Raw genomic sequence first — 19,292 nt, 5'->3', positions numbered from 1 at the left:
TAACCGGGCTTTACCCGTCATACTTCAAGCTACATGTGCGTTGGCAGCTCTCGTTCACCCGAATCACTTACCTGAGTAAGCTCATCGGGATTTACTCAATTGCCGCCTTCCTGCAACTTGAATTATTTGGGGTATATACCCATCATCTTTCAAACTGCGGGCGCGGGTACTCGCCATTCCGCAGCTTGAAATCTATTGGATATTTAATAAATTAGTAACTTGACGCCGATGCTTGCTGGCCTGAAACGATAGCCACTCCAGAGCTGGTGCCAATGCGTGTCGCGCCAGCCTTAATCATTGTTTCTGCTGTCGCTCTGTCACGAACCGCACCGGAGGCTTTAACACCCATCTCCTGGCCTACTGTGGCACGCATCAATTTGACATGCTCTTCTTTAGCGCCGCCAGTGCTGAAACCGGTTGAGGTTTTAACAAAAGCGACGTCAAGCTCACGGCACATTTCACAAACTTGTACAATCTGTGCATCGCTAAGCAGGCAGGTTTCTAATATTACCTTCAACGGTGTGGAGGCGCAATTATCGCGCACGGCCTTGATGTCCGCTTTAACTTCTGCGATTTTGCCACTTTTCAACCAGCCAACATTGATAACCATATCAATCTCTTGCGCGCCAGCTTTGATAGCAGCCTGAGCCTCAAAGGCTTTTGCTTCGGTCAAACCTGCACCCAGCGGAAAACCAATGACTGAACACACTTTAACCGAGGTGCCAGCTAGCTGTTGTGCGGCAACGGGAACATAGCCAGAGTTAACGCATACCGCATAAAAATGATGCTGCTTGGCTTCTTCGCACAGCTTAATAATTTGCTCTTCAGTGGCATCCATTGCCAGTAGGGTATGGTCAATATAATTAGCGTAATTGATCGTCATAATTCTTATCCTTTTGTTTATCTATAAGTTGGCTCTGTTGTTATAATAATAACATTGAAGGAAAAAAACAAAGCTAATTCTCACATATTTAGCTGTTTTAGATTTTATTTTGTTATAATTTTTACATTAAAGATTGTTAAATAACCAACAGAAACACAATGCTTAAGTTCAATTATTTGATTTATATATATTTTTACGTGATGAAGGATTTTGCGGAGAATGTGGCCGGCATTTTAATCTGCCGGCTATGTGAGATTAATCACGTGGAGGGCGCTAGTTTCTAACCCACCCTCTGCTGATAGGTAAGGCAAAACTCATATGATAAAGACGTTTCATGCCATTTGAAATTGCATCGCCGAACAAGTTCCACACTAATTGTGCAAACAGGCAGCCGACAATTCCTAGCAAAAATCCACCCACCATGTCTAATGGCCAGTGCACGCCCAAATATATTCGTGACCATGCAATCGCGACAGCCACGACCATCAGACTGATAGCGGACCACAATTTGTGCCAGAAAACAAAGGCCAGAGCAAAAGTGAAAATAGCTGTACCATGGTCACTTGGGAAAGAGCTATCGGGTGCGTGATTCATAAAGTTGTAACCAAAACCGACAACAAAAGGGCGGTCGTGGGGGATAAGCATCCCAATGCAAGAGGCTGAAAGCATTGAGAAAGCAAGTGCGATAGCGGCTTTGGTCACTAAGGTACGCTGCGAATCCATGTCCCTTTGTGGCCCCCATAACCACATTCCCACTAATAATACGGGGATAATCATAATTAAATCGCGTGCGATGAAAGTCGCAAAAGAGATCATCCATGGAGATGATGCCGGGGTGGCATTTATCATGGAAAAGAAAAAGTAATTCATTTGTTCAATCATTCTCTACCCTTATCACGGTTGTAAAAACCGCTGATCATCCAATACACAGCCAATTGGCTGAGCCAAACCCACCAACCCGCCCATAGGTTATGGGTAAGAAAATGTGCCCCGCGCATGATTTGTCCAAAACCCATCAACATGCCAAGACTCACACCCGCAAACCAACACAGTAAAGCCAACCGTGGTCGTTCGGGGTAAAACAAGAAAAACAATGCCATTACTGCAAACCCACTGGAAGCATGGCCGCCGGGGAAACAGTGGCCAGGGCCCGCGCCGACCGGGGCAGTTCCCATCAGCACATAGCTGAGGGATTTACCGCCATATTCCACCAGATCCCAAGGGCAGGAGTGGGCACTGGTCGCTTTTAGCACACCTACCACCAACGGGCCGATGCCGAACAGCAGCATAGTAGCTACTACGCGTTTATTGCGGCGATAAAGACCCCATAGCAATGAGACAACGGCAGCGCTGATAATGGCTATTTTCAATAAGCGATGATTCAGTAAATCCAGCCAGTAATTATTTTCCCATGGAAAATGTTGCGAGACGGGATCAAACCAAAAGTTGCTGATAAGCCAATCTAACTGTTCGTCGCGGGATAACCAAAGAAACAGCAATCCACTGATCATCAATGCAAAAACCTGCCAAAAATAAAAGGATAACGGCAGCGAGTAAAGGGAGTTTGTCCTAATTGTCAGTGCCGTTGAGGTATTATTTAAGGTCGATGTAATGACGCCAGATTGAGAAGCAGGTTTGTTGGTCTTCACGAAATAGCCTGGAGCAGAAGTAGTGATATTTCTACTGTAATAATTTTGTCTTAAGAAAGCCTTAAGGGGGAAGAGTGGGGGGAACTCAAATTTCAGACAAGAAAAAACCCGACTAGTCTTGAACCTAAGAAGGCGGGACTATCGGGCTCCTCAATATGGGGACATCAAAGAAAAGCAGTGGCATTAAATCAGACCCCAGTCCAGTCAGAAAGTTCTGGAGAAATGAAAAAAGATTAAAAAATGTTTAGCTTTCTCTTAAATACCACTTTTCATGTACTAGCCTAATATTCCCGGCCAGACAATGACGATTAACGAGCCTGCCAGTGTCAGTAAGACGTTCGCAATAGCATAAGTACCTGCGTAACCAAGCGCCGGGATATTACTGCGAGCAGTATCACTAATGATATCCATAGCCGGTGCACAGGTGCGTGCTCCCATGATCGCGCCGAAAAGCAGAGCGCGGTTCATGCGTAATACATAAGCGCCAAAGATAAAGCAGATAACTACAGGCACTAAGCTCACGATTAAGCCGGAAATCAGCATTTGCCCACCGACGGCTCCGAGGCTGCTATTAATACCGCCACCGGCACTTAACCCGACGCCCGCCATAAAGACCATCAAACCGAACTCTTTCACCATATTGAGCGCCCCTTGCGGGATATAGCCGAAAGTCGGGTGGTTGGCACGTAAAAAGCCCAGCATGATCCCTGCCATTAGCAGGCCAGCGGCATTACCAATACCAAAACTAAAGTTACTGAATTGGAAGGTGATCAGGCCGATCATCAACCCTAAAATAAAGAAGGCACAGAATGCCAGCAGGTCAGTGACCTGACTGTGAATAGAAATAAAGCCAATCTTTTCAGCCACACTTTTAACGCGTCGTGCATCACCACTGACTTGCAATACATCGCCTTTATTTAATACCACATTGTCATCAATCGGCATTTCTATCTGGCTGCGGATCACGCGGTTCAAGAAGCAACCATGATCAGTCAGTTTTAAATGGCTCAGTCGTTTACCGACGGCATTGCTGTTTTTGACCACAATCTCTTCGGTAACAATGCGCATATCCAGCAAGTCGCGATCGAACACTTCTTTGCCATTACGGAAACTGGGGTCAAGACGAGAATGAGCATCTGGGTAGCCGACCAATGAGATCTCGTCACCAACTTGCAGTACCGCATCGCCATCTGGGTTCGCCAAAATACCATTACGACGAATACGTTCGATATAGCATCCCGTCTGACGATAAATCCCTAATTCACGTAGATTTTTGCCATCAGCCCAAGCCACCAATTCTGGGCCAACGCGATAGGCACGGATAACGGGCAGATAGACTTTGCGCTGGCTGTCGGTGTCGAGGCCACGCTCACGAGCAATTTGCTGTGCGCTGGTTGGCAAGTCTTGGTGTTGTAGTTTGGGTAAATAGCGCGCGCCTAAAATCAGGCTAACCAGCCCAATAAGATAGGTGAGAGCGTAACCTAAACTCAGGTTATCCTGGGCATGTTGCAACGCCGGATTATTTGCGATGGTATGGCGTAGAGTATCGCCAGCGCCCACCAAGACCGGAGTGGATGTCATGGAACCGGCCAGCATCCCGGCTGTCAGGCCAATATCCCAACCAAAGAGTTTACCCAGCCCCAGCGCCAGAATCATCGCGCTGCCCACCATGACCAACGCCAGCATCAGGTAGTTTTTGCCGTCACGAAAGAAAATAGAGAAAAAGTTTGGGCCAGCTTCGACGCCGACACAAAAAATAAACAGCATAAAGCCCAGATTCAGGGCTTCGGTATTAATCGTAAAATGCTGTTGCCCAAGCAACAGAGATACCACCAATACACCAATAGCGTTACCTAATTGAATAGGCCCCAATCGCAGTTTGCCCAGGCATAACCCCAGCGCTAACACCACGAATAACAGCAAGATGTAGTTGCCGTTTAACAAGTTTGCGACGTTTATATTCACGAGTATGACTTTCTATTTAGCCAGGATGATCCACGATGCATACACCCTTAATGTAAAGCCAGAGCGACACATATCTTTAAATTCAAAACCTTTTAATTCAAAAAAACATTGCTAGCTGAAATATAAATGTAAGCGATAGCGGTGCTTATTCTAATCGGTCTGTTGCGAGACAGCCAGTAGTAAGCAGGAAGTTTGCCTTAGCCAGGGGGATATGCTTACTTACTGATAAAGTACGGGGTTATCTGCTGGTATTTGGCGGCGTTATATCGCTTTAACGTACGGTTTTTGTTGGACGGGTCTAAATGACAGGCAAGAAAAAAGGGCGCTAAGCACCCTTTTTCGGATAAAGCTCATCAAGGTTGGCGCACTGTTCTTAACCGTTAGCCAATAAGAGAGGTTTATCAGCCGATTATTGGAACAGGCTAAGATTTTCTTTAGCGTAGGCTTCGAAATCTGTGCAGCCACCAATGTGTTTCTCATCGATAAAGATTTGTGGCACGGTTTCTACTGGTTTGCCGACTGTTTTTTCCAGATCAGCTTTGGTGATACCTTCTGCGTGAATATCGATGTAACGGAATTTAAAATCGTCACGCTCAGTTTCCAATTTTTCCGCCAATTCTTTGGCACGTACACAGTAAGGACATCCAGGACGCCCAAAAATCACAGCAAACATGTAAAACTCCTTGATTAATTTGAGATAATCACTTCGCCAACAGTTACTGATATATTCAGCTGTTAAATGACTTATAGCGTGTTACTCATGCGACTGCTGACTACTATGCCTTTTGACGCAGTGAAAAAAAAGCAGGATTTACCTGTTAGTCCGATTAATCCTACCTATTTGCTTATGGGTACTGTTACAAATCGTGGGGATTCAATACACTGGTTAAAAGCAGATACAGAGCCTATCGGAGGTAAAGATGCGCTCGTTAGGAGATATGCCCCGTATTGTGATTATCTTGGAAGCATTGGGGATGATATTACTGGTTGTTGCCTATCTCAGTATAAATGACTATTTGTCATTACCAGGATCAATGGGCACACCGACAGTTGCGATTATTATGATTTTTATTGGGATTGGTCTGATGATCCCAGCGGCAGCCTGCATTGTTTGGCGCGTCGCACGCGGTTTTGGCCCACTCTTAGGTAGCGCAGATAGAATTTCCAGACCCCAATCTAAGAAAGAGATAGATAAAACGCGATCCGAAAAGGAGAACAAATCTAAGTAAGGTCATTACTGAGCCTTTCCTGCGGCATTAAATTAGTCGGGATTGAAGTAGCGCTGCCGGCCAATATTCCGTAAGCTATGGCACTTTTCGTATTATGAGAATCGTGAGGTAGGTAGTTATGGATTCACTCATCGTCCCGGATTTAGCCTTATTACGGCGTTGGCTGGATCAACTCGGTATCTCATTTTTTGAGTGCGATTCCTGCCAGGCACTGCATCTGCCGCATATGCAAAATTTTGAGGGTGTGTTTGATGCCAAAATTGATTTGGTGGATAACGTTATCCTGTTTTCAGCACTGGCCGAGGTACGTCCAACAGCGTTGATCCCGCTGGTCGCGGATCTCAGTCAAATCAATGCCAGCTCACTGACAGTTAAAGCGTTTATCGATATTCAGGATGATAATCTGCCAAAACTGATTGTCTGCCAGTCACTGACTGTTGAGGTTGGCGTCTCATTCGCCCAGTTTGGCTACTTTATGCAGCAGTGCGAAGAGCAGATTTCGATGATTATTCTGGAAGCGCGTGCCAACGATTTACTGTTTATTGGCAATAGTGACGACGACGAGTTGCCACAAACTGCCACCGCTTATCCTGTAATACACTAAATAATTACCGTACATCAAAATCAGGGTGCTACTGATAACCAGTGGCACACTATTTATTCTCTTGGTAAACCATAAGATTCCCCCGCTAAACCATAAGATATTCTGCTTTTTACCCTCCTTTGCCAGATATTTGTCGCCGTTTATGCCATTAGTGACGCATTACATAGATAGAATATGCATAAAAAATCGATAAAAGGCGTTTTTTACCCTAGAGTCTGGCGTGGATTCCGAACTGCGGTTATGCTGCTGTTTCTGCAAAGGGCATAATATTCCTCCGCAAAATCAGTGATTATATTTGTTAGATTAATAATTGCTCACTGTGCATAGCCATGCATTTGGTGTTTGTGGCAATAGCGCTCGGCAGGACAAAGGTATTGCATCCCATGGATGCAAATTTATCGCACGAATTTACCCCCTATTCTGGAGGAGTTAACGGATGTTCACCCAACGTAAAAAGTGGTTATCGGGTGTTGCTGCTGGCCTGTTAATGGCCGCGTCCGTCTCAGCATCTGCTGAAGAAAAAACACTGCACATTTACAACTGGTCTGATTATATCGCGCCAGATACGCTGGCTAATTTCCAAAAAGAAACCGGCATTAAAGTTGTCTATGATGTGTTTGACTCCAACGAGGTGTTGGAAGGTAAATTGATGGCGGGGAGCACCGGGTTTGATTTGGTGGTGCCGTCAGCCAGTTTCCTCGAGCGCCAATTGTCTGCGGGCGTATTTAAGCCGCTGGATAAAAGTAAATTACCGAATTACAAAAATCTTGATCCTGAATTGCTGACGCTGGTTGGCAAGCACGATCCCGATAACAAATATGCCATTCCGTATCTGTGGGCGACGACCGGTATTGGCTATAACGTCGAGAAAGTGAAAGCGGCACTTGGGAAAGACGCTCCGGTAAACAGTTGGGATCTGGTGCTGAAACCGGAAAATCTTGAGAAGTTGAAAAGCTGTGGTGTTTCCTTCCTGGATGCGCCAAGTGAGATTTTTGCCACCGTTCTTAATTATTTAGGTAAAGACCCCAACAGTATTCAGGCCACTGATTACACTGGCCCTGCTACTGAGTTGTTATTGAAACTGCGGCCAAATATCCGTTATTTCCACTCATCGCAATACATTAATGATCTGGCAAACGGTGACATCTGTGTGGCTGTGGGTTGGGCTGGCGATATCATGCAGGCTTCTAATCGCGCCAAAGAAGCCAAAAATGGTGTGAATGTGGCTTATAGCATTCCGAAAGAGGGGGCATTAGCTTTCTTTGACGTGTTTGCCATGCCTGCGGATGCGAAAAATCAGGATGAAGCCTATCAGTTCCTGAATTATCTGATGCGCCCTGATGTGATTGCCAATATTAGCAACCACGTGTTCTACGCCAATGCCAACAAAGCTGCTACCCCGCTGGTGAACGCAGAAGTTCGTGATAATCCAGGTATTTATCCACCGGCAGATGTGCGAGCTAAGATGTTCACATTAAAAGTGCAAGATCCGAAAATTGATCGTGTGATCACCCGTGCCTGGACCAAAGTGAAAAGCGGTAAATAAACCATTGATGGTAATCAGCGGCTGGTGGTGAACCTGTCACTGATAACAGATTGATGGATAAGTAAAATAGATCATGGTAGGAACAGGGGGTTATCTTCCTGTTCCTGTTTTTTATTGCGCCGCACCTCGAATGCGGCCTGTTCTGCTTTTACGGAGAGCACGCTGAGTGAATGATGTAATTCCCCGCCCACAGCCAAAATCCCAGAAGGTGTTTACACCCTTGCTGGAGATTCGCAATTTAACCAAATCATTTGATGGTCAGGCCGCGGTAGATGATGTCAATTTGACGATCTACAAAGGTGAGATTTTTGCGCTGTTAGGGGCTTCAGGGTGTGGAAAATCCACCTTGTTGCGAATGCTGGCTGGCTTTGAACAGCCGACACAGGGGCAAATTGTCCTCGATGGGCAGGATTTGTCGCATGTACCGCCTTATCAGCGCCCAATTAATATGATGTTCCAGTCATATGCATTGTTCCCACATATGACTGTTGAGCAAAATATCGCGTTTGGTTTGAAACAAGACAAATTGCCTGCTAATGAAATTAAAAGCCGGGTGGCAGAGATGCTAACTCTGGTACATATGCAAGAGTTTGCCAAACGTAAGCCACATCAGCTGTCCGGCGGCCAACGCCAACGGGTCGCTTTGGCTCGCAGCCTGGCCAAACGGCCAAAACTGCTGTTGCTGGATGAGCCGATGGGCGCGTTGGATAAAAAACTGCGCGACCGTATGCAACTCGAAGTGGTGGATATTCTGGAGCGTGTCGGAGCAACTTGCGTGATGGTTACCCACGACCAGGAAGAGGCCATGACCATGGCCGGGCGCATCGCCATTATGAACCGTGGTAAGTTCGTGCAAATTGGTGAGCCGGAAGAGATTTACGAACATCCTAACAGCAGATTCAGTGCTGAGTTTATCGGCTCGGTGAATGTGTTTGAAGGCGTATTAAAAGAGCGTTTAGATGATGCGCTGGTGATTGACAGCCCCGGACTGCGCCATCCATTGAAAGTGGATTCAGACGCGTCAGTGGTTGATGGTGTTCCCGTCTTTGTCGCGCTGCGGCCAGAAAAAGTGATGTTGTGTGAACAGGTGCCGGAGGATGGTTGCAACTTTGCCGTTGGTGAAGTGGTGCACATTGCTTATCTGGGCGACTTGTCCATTTATCACGTGAAATTACACAGCGGACAGATGCTCACTGCACAGCTACAGAACGGCCATCGTTACCGCAAAGGGATGCCAACCTGGGGTGATGAAGTACAACTCTGCTGGGATGCTGACAGCTGTGTCGTCTTGGGTAACTGATCGGCCTGTAGCTGATCATTAGGGGAGCAAAATATTGTGATACCAGAATCCACTCATGGAGCAGCAGAACCACCGACCCGCGCGGTGGGGCCGGTTAAAGCGCTGATTCAACGTTTCCAAATGTCGCATGGCCGCAAATTGGTTATCGGCATCCCTTATTTATGGCTATTCCTGCTGTTTATGTTGCCGTTCCTGATTGTCTTCAAAATCAGTCTGGCAGAGATGGCGCGGGCAGTTCCGCCTTATACCGACCTGGTGACCTGGCTGGACGGCAAGCTGGATATCTCGCTCAATCTTGGCAATTATCTGCAACTGCTTGATGATCCACTGTATATCGATGCTTACCTGCAATCTCTGCAAGTGGCTGCGGTATCGACCTTGTGTTGCCTGATTATCGGTTATCCATTGGCGTGGGCGATAGCTCACAGCAAGTCATCCACGCGCAATATCTTATTGCTGTTGGTGATCCTGCCGTCATGGACTTCATTCCTGATTCGGGTTTATGCCTGGATGGGCATCCTGAAAAATAATGGCATTCTGAATAACTTCCTGATCTGGACCGGAATTATCGATCAACCGTTGATTATTCTGCACACCAATCTGGCGGTCTATATCGGCGTGGTCTATTCCTATCTGCCTTTCATGGTGCTGCCTATCTATACTGCACTGACCCGACTGGATTATTCATTGGTGGAAGCGGCACTGGATCTGGGGGCGAAGCCATTTAAAACCTTTGTCAGTGTGATTGTGCCTTTGACCAAAGGGGGGATCGTGGCCGGTTCTATGTTGGTATTTATTCCGGCAGTAGGCGAATTTGTTATTCCTGAGCTGCTCGGGGGGCCGGATAGCATCATGATTGGCCGTATTTTATGGCAAGAATTCTTCAATAACCGTGACTGGCCAGTAGCCTCCTCAGTTGCAACGGTGATGTTAGTGCTACTGATAGTGCCGATTATCTGGTTCCACAAACACCAGAATAAAGAGCCAGGAGGCGCGGTATGAATAACTTACCGGAAGTGCGTTCGGTCTGGCGTCGGGTTATCTTGATTGTCGGCTATACCTTCTTGTATGCGCCAATGTTGATGCTGGTTATCTACTCGTTTAACAGCTCTAAACTGGTGACGGTATGGGCAGGGTGGTCTATCCGCTGGTATATTGAGCTGTTCAATGATTCGGCGATGATATCCGCAGTTGGGCTGAGTCTCACTATTGCCGCCGCCTCGGCCACCATGGCGGTGGTGTTGGGGACGATAGCCGCAGTAGTCATGGTGCGGTTTGGCCGTTTTCGTGGCTCGACCGGTTTTGCTTTTATGTTGACCGCACCGCTGGTAATGCCCGACGTCATTACCGGTTTGTCGTTACTGTTGCTGTTTGTTGCTATGGGGCATGCTATCGGCTGGCCGGCAGAGCGCGGTATGTTCACCATCTGGCTGGCACATGTGACCTTCTGTACCGCCTATGTAACAGTGGTTATCAGTTCCCGCTTGCGCGAATTAGACCGGTCAATCGAAGAGGCCGCGATGGATTTAGGGGCGACCCCATTGAAAGTCTTCTTCGTGATTACCGTGCCAATGATTGCTCCAGCATTAATTTCTGGCTGGTTGCTGGCCTTTACCTTATCGCTGGACGATTTGGTGATAGCTAGCTTTGTGGCCGGGCCGGGCGCGACAACGTTGCCGATGCTGGTGTTCTCCAGTGTGCGTATGGGGGTCAATCCAGAGATAAATGCACTGGCGACGCTTATTTTGCTGGTGGTCGGGATTATCGGCTTAATCGCGTGGTGGTTTATGTCCCGCTCGGAAAAACAGCGGTTACGTGAATTACGTAAAGCCGCCCGTGGTTGATTGATAATAAATGGCTGATTAGCCTTAAAACTGTTAGTCTTTCATTAACTTATAACGCCGCTCTAAAGCGGCGTTATTGTCAGGGATAACATCAGATTACAAAACCAGAATAGGGAGACAGACTGGGTAATATGAGACTGTTATTTTCACCCGCAGCGTTTTCATCTGCTGCCACCACACCCGTCCCGGTTTTAATTGCCGGAACCGCTATTATTGCGACCCGCTTCGTCGGCGTAATTCTATTGGTGGCGACGCTGGGTTGGGGGGGAACCGGCAGTTTTATCTATGAAAGTATGCAAAGCTGGGATTCCGGCCTAATTTTCATTGCCAGTATTTTGATTTTGTTGTTGGAAATGGTGTGCGGCGTGGCGGTGTGCCTGCGGCAAAACTGGGCGCGTTGGTGTTATGTGGCCTGCCAATTGCTGGTAATTATCTATTTGCTGATGGCATCACTGGATTGGCTGGTACTGGATGTCGATGTTTTCCGGATCGAAGGCGATACGGGGGCTGAAATTTTGCATAGTTTGCTGCTACAAAAGATCCCCGATGTGGTTATTCTCGGTTTACTGTTTTTCCCCTGGCATCGCTATTTTCGGTCAGCAAAATGAGTGTTTAGCGTAACACAGTGCTACAATTCTCCCCTATCAATAGCCTCGGCTGTAGCTAATTTCTCAGATTATAACGGTTAATTATTAATGCATTGCGCACAATATACGGCGGGTCTCTGCCGTTCCTGTCAGTGGCTGGATAAATCTTATCCTCAGCAACTAGCTGATAAACAAAATCATTTAGAAAATCTGCTATCTGATCACCGCGTCATTCAGTGGCTGTCACCGGTTTTCGGGCAGGAGAGTGCTTTTCGTAATAAAGCCAAAATGGTGGTCAGCGGCAGTGTTGAGCGCCCATTATTAGGGATGTTGCACCGTGATGGCACTCCGGTTGATTTATGCGAATGCCCGCTTTATCCAGCCAGCTTTGCACCGGTATTTGCGGTACTAAAAACGTTTATTGCCCGTGCAGGGCTGACTCCTTATAACGTTGCCCGCAAGCGCGGTGAACTGAAATTCCTGTTATTGACGGAAAGCACTTATAGCGGCGAGCTAATGTTGCGCTTTGTACTGCGCTCACAAACCAAGCTGGTGCAGCTGCAAGCGGCTTTACCCTGGTTACAGCAACAATTACCCCAACTGGCAGTTATCTCGGTGAATATTCAGCCAGTACATATGGCGATTTTGGAAGGGGAGCAGGAGATTCCATTAACCGAACAACAGGCGCTACCAGAAATCTTTAATCAGGTGCCGTTGTTTATCCGCCCACAAAGTTTTTTCCAGACAAATCCACAGGTTGCGGCATCACTGTATGCCACAGCACGCCAATGGGTGCGCGAACTGAAGATTGATAGCATGTGGGATCTATTTTGTGGAGTGGGGGGCTTTGGCCTACATTGTGCGGATACTGAAACTCGGCTGACCGGAATTGAAATCAGTGCCGAAGCTATCGCCTGCGCACGCCAGTCGGCAGATCAATTGGGACTGAAAAATGTCACTTTTGCCGCCCTGGATTCAACCCAATTCGCTACCGCAGAAACACAAGTGCCACAATTGGTCTTGGTTAATCCACCACGGCGTGGCATTGGTGCGCAACTGTGTGAATATCTTAGCCAAATGGCACCGCAATTCATTCTCTATTCAAGCTGTAATGCCGAGACAATGGCAAAAGACATCAGTTTGTTAGCGGACTATCGCATTGAGCGGGTGCAGTTGTTTGATATGTTTCCGCATACCGCTCACTACGAAGTCCTAACCTTACTTACCCTGCGCCCTTGAAGCTGTAGGGGTGTTGGCTGCGTTCACTTACCCGAATCACTTACTTGAGTAAGCTCATCGGGATGCGTTCGCTTGCCGCCTACCTACAACTCCAATGTCTTTGGGTATAACCTGCGCCCTTGAAGCTGTAGGGGTGTTGGCTGCGTTCACTTACCCGAATCACTTACTTGAGTAAGCTCATCGGGATGCGTTCGCTTGCCGCCTACCTACAACTCCAATGTCTTTGGGTATAACCTGTGCCCTTGAAGCTGTAGGGGTGTTGGCTGCGTTCACTTACCCGAATCACTTACTTGAGTAAGCTCATCGGGATGCATTCGCTTGCCGCCTACCTACAACTCCAATGTCTTTGGGTATATCCTTTGCCCTTGAAGCTGTAGTCTAGGGAGAAAGTACAAAGGGTATTACTGTGGGAACCACTTATCATTGATGGCCTTATAGGTGCCATCAGCTTTCACTGCGTCGATGGCTTTATTCAGTTTTTCCAGCAACGCGGTGTTATCCGGGCGCACCGCAATACCCAGACCGGTGCCGAAGTATTGTGGATCAGTGACATGCTCGCCAACTGCTGCCAGATTCGGATTAGTTTTCAACCACTCATTTACTACCGCGGTGTCACCAAACACCCCATCAATACGACCATTTTTCAGATCGATAATGGCATTCTGGTAACTGTCATAAGCCACAGTTTGAATTTCTGGGTGTTTATCCTGTAAATACTTCTGATGCGTAGTGCCGTTTTCCATCCCGATCTTCTTGCCTTTCAGATCGGCGAAAGAAGTGAATTTACCTTTCGGGGCAATAACAATGGCCGAGTTAGCATAGTAAGGCTGGCTAAATGCCACTTGTTTGCTACGTTCAGGCGTGATGTCCATACCGGAAATAACCGCATCATAACGTTTGAATTTAAGCGCTGGGATCAAGCTATCAAAGGCCTGATTGGTGAATGTACAGTTGGCTTCCATTTGCTTACATAATGCTTTTGCTAAATCCATATCAAAACCAACAATTTCGTTATTGGCACCGATAGATTCAAAAGGCGGGTAGGTTGCTGAAGCAGCGAAACGGATGGTTTCGGTGGCGGTTGCGCTAAAAACCACGCCACTTAAGATTGTTGCCAATAGTAACTTTTTCATGCTTAAACTCCTGTCTGAATTTTTTTATTTGAATGTGTTATTAGTTATTGATTTTATTATGACTGATGATGCTTCATCGCAATTTATTTGGATGAATGATGTGGATTACATTGCCATTTTATGAATTTATATGCAAGTAATGTGATTAAAAATTTAGTTTTTATTTTTAAGAGATAAAGGGAGGGGAGGGTATTTGGATTGGATTTCGGTTGATATTCGTTTTGTGATCATGTTCGGTTGACATGATTGCGGTGATCACCTTGCCATTGGGTGCCTCAACCGCCAAAGGGGTTACAAGCGCGTAACCCCCTTGGAACCCCTGCGCTTGCGCACGTATCGCTTGTCCACTTTGTGGATTCCCTCACTCATCATTCCGCTGACGGACCGCCGTGATTCGCTCCTGTTCAAGCACGGCTCGCTCGGCATCCATGCCTCGCGTCCTACCTTCATTCTTCACTCGGCAGCTCAAATGTGCTTTTAACATCAAAATCAAAACCATGATTTTGATTTTCTCTTTTGACCTTGAGCGCAATCAGGAATATTGCCGACAAAGACGATGGCCCGAGTGAGCCGCCATGGACGGCGGCGAAAAGCGCGCTGGAGCAGGAAGCGACTCGCGCTGGCTCGATAAGGCCAACGGCTGCCGGAGGGGACTGCGAATAGCAGTAATATTTCGCGCAAGCGCGGGATTGCATAAGGGGCCACGCTTATGGCCCCTTTGCCGGTTGGTTCATCGAAGGTCAGGTGAGCTGTGAAGCCCTAACAACCGAACCGGATCACTAAATTCTGTTAACTAAATCCTGTTAACTAAACCGCAAGTGATAAAACTAATCTTAATTACGCCGCTCAAACGCCAATGCTCTGCGCTCCACTACCCGCATAAACAGTGTCAGCAACCCATTCACAACCAGATAAACGAGTCCTGCGGCACCAAATACCATCACATCATAGGTACGGCCGTACATCAGTTGGCTGTAACCCATTACTTCCATCAATGTAATGGTGTAAGCCAGTGAAGTACTTTTGAACACCAGCACCACTTCGTTGGAATAGGATGAGAGTGCGCGTTTAAATGCAAATGGTAGCAAGATACGTAATGACTGAGCCTTAGACATCCCCAGCGCTTCGCAAGATTGCCACTGGCCGGCAGGGATCGCGCGCACCGCACCATAGAACAGTTGAGTAGTATAGGCCGCGCTGTTCAATGCCAGGGCAATCATGGCACATAGCCAAGGTTGCGACAGCAGGTTCCATAACCACGGGTATTCACGAATCGCCGGGAATTGGCCGGGGCCGTAGTAGATCAAAAAGATCTGGACTAGCAGCGGAGTACCGGTGAACAGCGTGATATAGATTTTGACCAGTGGTGTGGCGATGGGTGTTTTCAGTGTCAACACAATGGTAAACAGCAATGACAACACCAAAGCGACCAGCAAAGAGGCAATGGTCAATGTCAGGCTGGTGTGCAGCCCTTTTAGGATCTCGGGTAAGTATTCCAGCATCAGGATGGGCTCCGTTCAAAACGGGTGGTACGGAGTTCAATCCACTTGAGTACATACTGACTCAATAGGGTCACCACTAAATAAATAGCTGCGGCAATAACATACCAGGTGAAAGGTTCCTGAGTCCGGGTGGCAATGCTTTTGGTTTGAAGCATCAGGTCATTAACGCTGATAAGTGACACTAACGCGGTGTCTTTTAGCAGTACCAACCACTGGTTGCCTAAGCCTGGTAAGGCATGACGCCACATCTGCGGCATAATCAAGCGAAAGAAAATAGCCGTCTGACTCAAGCCCAGAGCTTGACCTGATTCCCATTGTCCAACAGGCACCGCTTTCAGTGCGCCGCGTAAAGTCTGCGACGCATAAGCGGAATAGAGTAGGGCCAGTGCGATAACACCACACAGGAACGGGCTGACCTCAAAATCATCAATATTGAGCTTAATCGGCAGTTCAAACAGATAAAGATTTAAGGTGAAACCGTCTGATAGCATCATCAACAATTGGGATGAGCCGAAATAAATAAACAGAACCACCAGAATCTCTGGTAGCCCGCGCAGAATGGTGACCCAGCCGGTTGTCAGGTAGCTGACAACCTTCCAGCGTGACGATTCACAGACGGCAAACAACATCGCCAGAATCAGACCGAGGGCCAGTGCACAAACGGCAAGGCCGACAGTCATGCCGGCGGCGCTTGCTAAAGGTTGAAATTCATTCATGGGTGCTTAAATTACTGCTGGAACCATTTTTTATAAATTGTCTGATAGGTGCCATCTGCTTTAACTTTCGCCAGTGCAGCATCTAACTTACCCTGTAACTCAGTGTTGTTCTGACGAACGGCAATTCCTAAACCGGTGCCGAAATAGTCAGCGTCAGTCACTTTGTCACCCACAGCCGCCAATTGGTTATTTTGCTTCAACCACTCATTGACCACCGCAGTATCACCAAATACTGCATCCAGACGGCCATTTTTCAGGTCAAGAATGGCATTCTGATAGCTGTCATAAGGCACGGCGGTAATTTCAGGGTGTTTTTCCATCAGGTATTTTTGATGAGTAGAACCATTTTGCATCCCTACACGCTTACCTTTCAGGGCCGCTAAATCAGCCACTTTGCCCTTCTCAGCAATAAACAGTGCAGAGTTTTCATAATAAGGCTGGGTGAACGCCACTTGTTTTTGACGCTCAGGGGTGATGTCCATCCCGGAGATAACCGCGTCAAAACGTTTGAATTTCAAGCTCGGGATCAAACTGTCGAAAGCCTGATTGGTGAAGGTACATTCGGCTTGCATCTCTTTACACAGTGCATTAGCCAGATCGATATCAAAGCCCTGCATTTTATTATTGGCATCAATAAATTCGAATGGCGGGTAAGTGGCTTCAGCAGCGAAACGAATAGTTTCCGCGGCAGAGGCGGACAAACTGATACTGGCAAGGACGGCAGCAATTATTAGTTTTTTCATCGCAAATTCCTAAATAGATATCAATGTGACAGATAGCTGGCAAAGGCTTCGGTTGTTGGTTGTGTAAAGTGGCTGGCATCACCTTGTTCGACGACGTGGCCGTTTTCCATGTAAACCACGCGGCTGGCCGTTTTACGGGCAACTTCAACCTCATGGGTGACAATCACCTGAGTGATCCCGGTTCCTGCCAACTCACGGATAATGCTGACGATTTGCGCTGTGATTTCTGGGTCAAGCGCCGCAGTTGGTTCATCAAACAACAAAACCTGCGGTTCCATCATCAATGCGCGGGCAATAGCCACACGCTGTTGCTGGCCACCTGATAGGTGCAACGGAAAGCGATCGGCAAAATCAGTCAAACGCAGACGGGTCAGTAACTTTTCTGCCCGCGCCATAGCCTCATCTTTTGACAGACCCAGCACGCGGCAAGGGGCTTCAATCAGATTCTGTATCACAGAGAGATGCGGCCAAAGATTGTATTGTTGGAAGACCATTCCCACATTCTGGCGTAATTCGCGAATAGCTTTTGCGCCCGGAGCCTGAGAAAAGTCAAAGTGATTACCTGCTATCTGCAAGGTTCCTGAACGTGGCATTTCCAGCAGGTTAAGCACACGCAATAACGAGCTTTTACCGGCACCACTTGGCCCCAGTAACACTAAGGTTTCGCCCGCAGGACAGTCTAAGGTAATGTCGAACAGCGCCTGGTGCACGCCGTAGTAACAGTTAATTCCGTTAAGTTGAATACTCATGCGCCAAATCTGAATAGCCAATGATGCCGTGAATGGTAACTTCCGCGGCATACTTATGCAATCTTTGTGCGTTAAAATTTATTAATAACCAGCATCAGGGGCAAAAAATAGCATAACATTTGGATTTGAATGCCATCAGAGGGAATTTGTCATGCGATGAATTAATCTGACAGAGCAACCGCAGCAATGGGTTAAAAAATAATCAAAATGAGAATATGTTTGTAAATCAAGGAGTACCGGTTTACTGGAATAAAACCGGTACATACCCGTCATCTTTCAAATTGTAGGTGTGTTGGCCGCTCTCACTTACCCGAATCACTTACTTGAGTAAGCTCATCGGGATGCGTTCGCTTGCCGCCTGCCTACAACTTGAAATCTATAGGGGATACTCTTTTTTTTCAAAATAGCAGGGGTGATGTTGGCTGCATTTTGGTCTGGTTAGTGATCACCCAGAAGTTGGCGCAGGCTGCTGGCTGGGGCTGAGATGCCCATAAAGCGGATATCATCGACCACCCAGCAGGTTCCTTCGCGGATCATCAGCACTTCGTCTTGCCACACCACTGACTGCCCACCGGCCGACTGATGCGTCAAATTGACGCGCAATGGAATATTCCGCGCATCGGTATTGGGAATGGTTGAAGCACTGGCAACATCCGCACTGGTGTTGCCTTCACGCAAACTGCTGAAGATATCGCCATTAATGGTTTGTGTGGTATTTACCGCAGAGGTGCGATTACCCACTTGCTTTCTGGCGGTTTGAATCTGTTCATAAAGCGCCTGACTCAGATAAGGGCGAAATTGGGCTGACAGATTATCATCGGGCAAGCCACTCTTATTACCGACTTGCTGAATTCGCAAGTCATAGAATTTTTGCGCTACTGTGTCCGGCCCACCGTCAATACAAGGTGCCGTGCGACTGCTGATATCTTTGTATGCTGGATCAACGGTATTACTACAAGCGCTAAGCAAAATGGCAAGTGGAAGAATCAGGGCAATATTTTTCTTTTTCATATGATGACCTTAAGTGGAAGAATCTGTTATGAAAGCGATTGTGGTTATTAACGTTATATTAGTATAAACCTATTTCCTGCACTGTCTTTTGCTGCTATTCCGGGCTAAGCGGCTAGTTATTATTAATATTAATCTGAGATTTATATTTTTTACCGGGTTTGCCTTGCAAACCGACAATCCCTTCTGATGGGGCTTTTCGGGCATAACTGACAATTTTAGTGGCTGAATTTAGCCGGGCGCTGCTTGCCATTATTGCACTGTCTTTGCCACATGCATGGCAAACGGTGGTGTTGGCTATATTCATGGAACCACAAAATGGACATTTTATTTCAGGTAGATGCTTCTTAAGATCTTTTTTAGATATGACGCCTAAGGGGGCAACATCTGCTGACACTGACCAAACGAAAGCCGCAGCCCAGCCGATTAATGTCCATCCAAACAGCAGGTTAGCTATAAAAATAGAAGCTGTTTTATTATGGTTGCGATTTTTGGCAATAATAAAAGGAATAAAATAAAGAATAATCAGGATCAAGCTGTTGATGATAGAAGACATGGTTGAACGCCCAGAGTTTTATTATCTATTTAATCACTT

21 protein-coding genes are annotated in these 19,292 nt (G+C 47.0%); 8 read left to right on the top strand and 13 right to left on the bottom strand.

Annotated features, from left to right (window positions below):
* Window positions 1-211 precede the first annotated feature (211 nt).
* From deoC to FTB31_RS03115, 5 genes are all read right to left on the bottom strand, one after another.
* On the bottom strand, window positions 212-883 hold the full coding sequence (gene deoC / locus FTB31_RS03135) for a deoxyribose-phosphate aldolase (RefSeq protein ID WP_050077828.1): 672 nt from the start codon (window positions 881-883) through the stop codon (window positions 212-214).
* A 273-nt stretch (window positions 884-1,156) separates the two neighbouring features.
* On the bottom strand, window positions 1,157-1,762 hold the full coding sequence (ybjG, locus tag FTB31_RS03130; RefSeq protein ID WP_175631734.1) for an undecaprenyl-diphosphate phosphatase: 606 nt from the start codon (window positions 1,760-1,762) through the stop codon (window positions 1,157-1,159).
* Window positions 1,762-2,433: a phosphatase PAP2 family protein gene (locus tag FTB31_RS03125; protein WP_217697180.1), complete on the bottom strand. Its 672-nt coding sequence runs from the start codon at window positions 2,431-2,433 to the stop codon at window positions 1,762-1,764. Before FTB31_RS03125 ends, ybjG begins: the two co-directional genes overlap by 1 nt.
* 375 nt (window positions 2,434-2,808) lie before the next feature.
* The gene (locus tag FTB31_RS03120) at window positions 2,809-4,497 is read right to left on the bottom strand and encodes an aspartate:alanine antiporter (protein WP_050077825.1); all 1,689 of its coding nucleotides are present in this window, start codon (window positions 4,495-4,497) and stop codon (window positions 2,809-2,811) included.
* 409 nt (window positions 4,498-4,906) lie between these two features.
* Window positions 4,907-5,170 carry a GrxA family glutaredoxin gene (locus tag FTB31_RS03115; protein WP_004873700.1) on the bottom strand — a complete coding sequence of 88 codons (264 nt, stop codon included), beginning with the start codon at window positions 5,168-5,170 and terminating at the stop codon, window positions 4,907-4,909.
* 247 nt (window positions 5,171-5,417) lie between these two features.
* On the opposite strand from FTB31_RS03115, the gene FTB31_RS03110 reads away from it, so the two are divergent.
* The 8 genes from FTB31_RS03110 (at window position 5,418) to rlmC (ending at window position 12,846) form a co-directional block, all read left to right on the top strand.
* Entirely contained in the window at window positions 5,418-5,726 is a 309-nt protein-coding gene (locus FTB31_RS03110) for a YbjC family protein (protein ID WP_227719559.1), read from the top strand.
* A 118-nt stretch (window positions 5,727-5,844) separates the two neighbouring features.
* Complete coding sequence (locus FTB31_RS03105; RefSeq protein ID WP_050077823.1) at window positions 5,845-6,330, top strand: type III secretion system chaperone family protein; 486 nt, start codon at window positions 5,845-5,847, stop codon at window positions 6,328-6,330.
* Between the two features lie 436 nt (window positions 6,331-6,766).
* The gene (gene potF, locus FTB31_RS03100) at window positions 6,767-7,876 is read left to right on the top strand and encodes a spermidine/putrescine ABC transporter substrate-binding protein PotF (protein ID WP_019083471.1); all 1,110 of its coding nucleotides are present in this window, start codon (window positions 6,767-6,769) and stop codon (window positions 7,874-7,876) included.
* Between the two features lie 166 nt (window positions 7,877-8,042).
* Window positions 8,043-9,176 carry a putrescine ABC transporter ATP-binding subunit PotG gene (potG, locus tag FTB31_RS03095; protein ID WP_005162870.1) on the top strand — a complete coding sequence of 378 codons (1,134 nt, stop codon included), beginning with the start codon at window positions 8,043-8,045 and terminating at the stop codon, window positions 9,174-9,176.
* Window positions 9,177-9,212: 36 nt separating this feature from the next.
* Window positions 9,213-10,178 carry a putrescine ABC transporter permease PotH gene (potH, locus tag FTB31_RS03090; protein WP_050077821.1) on the top strand — a complete coding sequence of 322 codons (966 nt, stop codon included), beginning with the start codon at window positions 9,213-9,215 and terminating at the stop codon, window positions 10,176-10,178.
* Complete coding sequence (gene potI, locus FTB31_RS03085) at window positions 10,175-11,020, top strand: putrescine ABC transporter permease PotI (RefSeq protein WP_019079909.1); 846 nt, start codon at window positions 10,175-10,177, stop codon at window positions 11,018-11,020. Before potH ends, potI begins: the two co-directional genes overlap by 4 nt.
* A gap of 131 nt (window positions 11,021-11,151) precedes the next feature.
* On the top strand, window positions 11,152-11,628 hold the full coding sequence (locus tag FTB31_RS03080; RefSeq protein ID WP_077173881.1) for a YbjO family protein: 477 nt from the start codon (window positions 11,152-11,154) through the stop codon (window positions 11,626-11,628).
* 87 nt (window positions 11,629-11,715) lie between these two features.
* Entirely contained in the window at window positions 11,716-12,846 is a 1,131-nt protein-coding gene (gene rlmC, locus FTB31_RS03075; protein ID WP_077173882.1) for a 23S rRNA (uracil(747)-C(5))-methyltransferase RlmC, read from the top strand.
* Window positions 12,847-13,247: 401 nt separating this feature from the next.
* On the opposite strand, the gene FTB31_RS03070 is transcribed toward rlmC, so the two are convergent.
* The 8 genes from FTB31_RS03070 to FTB31_RS03035 form a co-directional block, all read right to left on the bottom strand.
* A complete protein-coding gene (locus FTB31_RS03070) occupies window positions 13,248-13,979 on the bottom strand; it encodes an arginine ABC transporter substrate-binding protein (RefSeq protein WP_077294899.1) in 732 nt (243 codons plus the stop codon).
* Between the two features lie 489 nt (window positions 13,980-14,468).
* Window positions 14,469-14,684: a hypothetical protein gene (locus FTB31_RS03065; RefSeq protein WP_175631717.1), complete on the bottom strand. Its 216-nt coding sequence runs from the start codon at window positions 14,682-14,684 to the stop codon at window positions 14,469-14,471.
* Window positions 14,685-14,812: 128 nt separating this feature from the next.
* Window positions 14,813-15,481, bottom strand: a complete 669-nt coding sequence (gene artM, locus FTB31_RS03060; RefSeq protein WP_005162844.1) for an arginine ABC transporter permease ArtM — start codon at window positions 15,479-15,481, stop codon at window positions 14,813-14,815.
* Entirely contained in the window at window positions 15,481-16,197 is a 717-nt protein-coding gene (artQ, locus tag FTB31_RS03055; RefSeq protein ID WP_050078485.1) for an arginine ABC transporter permease ArtQ, read from the bottom strand. Before artQ ends, artM begins: the two co-directional genes overlap by 1 nt.
* An 11-nt stretch (window positions 16,198-16,208) precedes the next feature.
* Window positions 16,209-16,940: an arginine ABC transporter substrate-binding protein gene (artJ, locus tag FTB31_RS03050; protein WP_019079903.1), complete on the bottom strand. Its 732-nt coding sequence runs from the start codon at window positions 16,938-16,940 to the stop codon at window positions 16,209-16,211.
* Window positions 16,941-16,960: 20 nt separating this feature from the next.
* Window positions 16,961-17,689, bottom strand: a complete 729-nt coding sequence (artP, locus tag FTB31_RS03045) for an arginine ABC transporter ATP-binding protein ArtP (RefSeq protein WP_005162824.1) — start codon at window positions 17,687-17,689, stop codon at window positions 16,961-16,963.
* Between the two features lie 438 nt (window positions 17,690-18,127).
* Window positions 18,128-18,700 (bottom strand): lipoprotein, encoded by a 573-nt coding sequence (locus FTB31_RS03040; protein WP_050078484.1) that lies wholly within the window; start codon window positions 18,698-18,700, stop codon window positions 18,128-18,130.
* A gap of 112 nt (window positions 18,701-18,812) precedes the next feature.
* Window positions 18,813-19,253: a superinfection immunity protein gene (locus FTB31_RS03035; RefSeq protein WP_050078483.1), complete on the bottom strand. Its 441-nt coding sequence runs from the start codon at window positions 19,251-19,253 to the stop codon at window positions 18,813-18,815.
* Window positions 19,254-19,292 lie beyond the last annotated feature (39 nt).

Origin of the sequence: Yersinia proxima (assembly GCF_902170785.1) — a bacterium.
Classification (GTDB): Bacteria; Pseudomonadota; Gammaproteobacteria; order Enterobacterales; family Enterobacteriaceae; genus Yersinia; species Yersinia proxima.
The sequence above is the reverse complement of the archived record's forward strand: the minus strand, read 5'-3'. Positions and strand labels throughout refer to the sequence as shown.